The organism is Marisediminitalea alba (assembly GCF_002993365.1).
Taxonomy (GTDB): Bacteria; Pseudomonadota; Gammaproteobacteria; order Enterobacterales; family Alteromonadaceae; genus Alteromonas; species Alteromonas alba.
On sequence record NZ_PVNP01000194.1, the window covers coordinates 1 to 3,164 of the forward strand.

A 3,164-nucleotide genomic window follows, 5' to 3' on the forward strand; every position below is an offset into this window, starting at 1 on the left:
AGCACGCAGGTTATCCAGTACGCGGCTGGCAAACAGGCGCTTAATAAACACATGGCAGGACTCGCCAATCCGCTGCGCCTGAGCCAGACAATATTGCGGATCCTGCATGTTGTAGGCTTGCGCGGCCGGCGGTTGATGTTCAGGTACCGTTGCGCGGCTACCCTGATGATGCATTCGGGCATGCGTGGCTTTAAGCTCATGCTTTTGATAGATGCGCACCATGGTATCGCTGGCTTTCAGCCACAGTGTTTCTCGGATCAGAGTGTAAGGTACTGAGTAACGACAGTGTTCAAACTGTACGTGTCCATCACCGTGTACCTTTACTTTAGCCCAGACGGCTTGTTCTGGCGGCACTTCCGGTAGCGGACTAAGCAATGCCTGCTCGATCTCAGTGAAACGCTCAAGTGGCTGACATTTCGTGGTGCCGTGTATACGATTCCCTGCGACTGACAACAACCAGCTTTTTAGCTGCGCATTGGCATCACTGAGACTGCGAAACTCCTTCAGAGGCACAAAGCTGTTCTTGATGTACTTGACGTTAGATTCCACGCGCCCTTTCTTCTGCGGATCTCGCACAGGACATGGGGCAATTAAAAAGCCATAGCCTTCAGCACATTCACCATAAGCTCGCTGAACCTGAGGATCGTGATAGCAGGCCCTGGTGATGGCACATTTAGGGTTGTCGATAATGACCCGTTTGGGCACACCGTTGAACCATTCAAAGGCCCGACGATGGCAGGCCAGCCAGGTTGCCACGCTTTGGTCGCGGATGAATTCAGCATAGATATGCCGACTCCAGGCCAGTGTCATGACAAAGATCCAACTTTTACGCAGCTCGCCGGTCCGGGTATCCACAATTAGTGGGCCCGCGCCGAAGTCCACTTGTGCGGCATCGCCAGGCGCAAACTCAATGACAGTAGTGGGAACAGGTGTTTTCTCTGCCAGCGCTTTGAGATAGCGGATCACCGACCAGTAGCTGCCGGTAAACCCATACTTATCCACTAATGCCTGATGGATCGTCGTGCCTTGGATCCCTTGCTCATACCACTTTGTGATCTTGTCTGCGTAAGGAGCCACAGAAGAGCCTTTAATCAGGACTTGAGAATTTTCTTCAAGAGCGGTTGCAAGCGCATCGTTATCAGGCAAGACGACATCGGGCTCCAGCCAGCCATGCAGAATTGCCTTTTCTCTCAACGCTTGTGCTTTTTTACGTCCCATCAATCCACTATTGGCGATAGCACGATTGGATTCCCCCATTCGCATTCGAACGAGGATCTGTCGGTATTGGTACATTTCAAACCTCCGGTTTGCCATGCGTATTCTCCTGACTGAAAAACAGTCTACGATACGCGAGTTAAATAGAAGTTTGAGGGGAAAAATCAGGTCAAAATGGATCCATTACGCCGCTAATCAGGTGGATCGATTAGGTGCAAATGGAGTGGTTCCATTAGCTGCCAATATAGTGGCTCCATTAAGTGCAAATGAACTGGCTCCATATTGGTGCCAATCAACACGTAGTAACGAACGCTGTACGTCTGCTCACAGGCCTGGGTTGCCAATGCGCAGGCCACGTAAGTTTTACCGGCACCTGTTGGTCCGGTGATCAGGATATTCTGGTGCTTTAGCAGGTAGCTCCCGGTTAATAGTTCACTTAGCTGAATGCGTTTTAGGCCCCGATCCTCTTTGTAGATAAGCTGATTAGGTGAGGCATCAATACGTAGCTTGGCTTGTCGTTTAAGGCGTTCGATCCTGGCCCGGCTTCGCCCCAGCACCTCGCTTTCAAGGAGCAGACTAAGCCGCTCCTCGAACGTTAACTCGGCGTAGGTGGAGAGTTGCTCCCGCTGCTGTTCAAGGCCCTTGGCGGCGTGACCAAGACGCAGGGTTCTTAATTGTTCATTAAGCTGATTCATGTCGTTCTCCTAGTGGTAACTATTTGGGCCACGCACATTGCTGTGCTGGATATCCGGGGTGGTATGAGACTCGGAAGATAGCTGGCCTTCCCGGTGGTTTTTAAGCAGGTTTCTGATAAAACGCAGATAGGGTTTATTCACCATCAGCGCATCTTTACAGGCCTGTTCCAGGCGCACATCGCCGTATTTTTTGGTGAGATTAAGCAGACCAAGACAACTACGGTACGCTTGCGCGGGGTGATCTTTGGCGCTGAGCTGAGTACTGACAACCTGCCGGGTAGCCGCCCCAACATTGCCACCCCAGTTCAGTAAGCGCTCCGGTGACCACTTCTGGTACTGATGGTTGCTGGGCATATGCTCCGTGTGAGTACTGAGGCCGTGCGCTTTCTGGCTGGCCGGATGTTGAGACACCAGGTTTCCCTGGTGGTAGATCTGGATTAGCCGCACGTTCGCCTCCAGTTCAACATGCTGGCCTACCAGTTGGTGAGGGACCGAGTAATAGTGTTGTCTGTATTCGATGTGATAGTCCGGCCCTACCTTGGCGCGTTTGCTTTCTGTATACAGATAGCGCTGAACCGGGAGAGGTTTCAGGGCGGGTTTATCCAGGCTGTCGAATAAGGCTTTACGGCTCGCGCCCAGTTGTTTCATCTCTCTTTGATTCAGATCGTCCATCAGCTCGCGGATCGCCAGATTTAATACATGGAAGGTATGGAATACGCGGTGGCGAAGGCGCATCATGATCCAGCGTTCAACAATCAGTACCGCGTTTTCTGCCTTGGCTTTATCCTTCGGTTTATAAGGTCGCGTGGGCATCACCGCAGTGCCGTAATGATTCGCGAGTTTACGATAACTGTCGTTGAGTTTCGGCTCGTAACGATCCGTTTTGGTGACCGCGGCTTTAAGGTTATCCGGGATCAGAAGCGCTGGCACGCCTCCGAAGTGCGTGAAGGCGTTTGCGTGCGCTTCCAGCCAATGCTCCAGTTTTTGACTTGGGCAGGCTTCGACGTAGGTGTAATTGGATGCCCCCAACGTTGCAACGAAGATCTGCGCATAACGAACCTCTCCGGTATCAGGATTCACGACCGGGATTGTCGGGCCACAGTAGTCGATAAACAGCTTATCGCCGGCAGTGTGGATCTGACGCATACTCCGCTTTTGCATCTTATGCCATCGAAGGTAATGCTCACAGAACTGACTGTAACGATAGGCTCTGTGCTGATGCTCGGCGACATATTCTTCCCACAGAAGCTGCTT

The 3,164-nt window shown here is 52.0% G+C and carries 3 protein-coding genes; all 3 read right to left on the bottom strand.

Annotated features, from left to right (window positions below; all coding sequences use genetic code 11):
• A partial coding sequence (gene istA / locus C6Y40_RS19235) for an IS21 family transposase (protein ID WP_146129612.1) occupies positions 1 to 1,314 on the bottom strand: 1,314 nt, incomplete at its 3' end.
• A 92-nt stretch (positions 1,315 to 1,406) separates the two neighbouring features.
• The gene (locus C6Y40_RS19240) at positions 1,407 to 1,910 is read right to left on the bottom strand and encodes an ATP-binding protein (RefSeq protein ID WP_205664801.1); all 504 of its coding nucleotides are present in this window, start codon (positions 1,908 to 1,910) and stop codon (positions 1,407 to 1,409) included.
• Positions 1,911 to 1,919: 9 nt separating this feature from the next.
• On the bottom strand, positions 1,920 to 3,164 hold a 1,245-nt coding region (gene istA, locus C6Y40_RS19245), incomplete at its 5' end, for an IS21 family transposase (protein ID WP_105936031.1).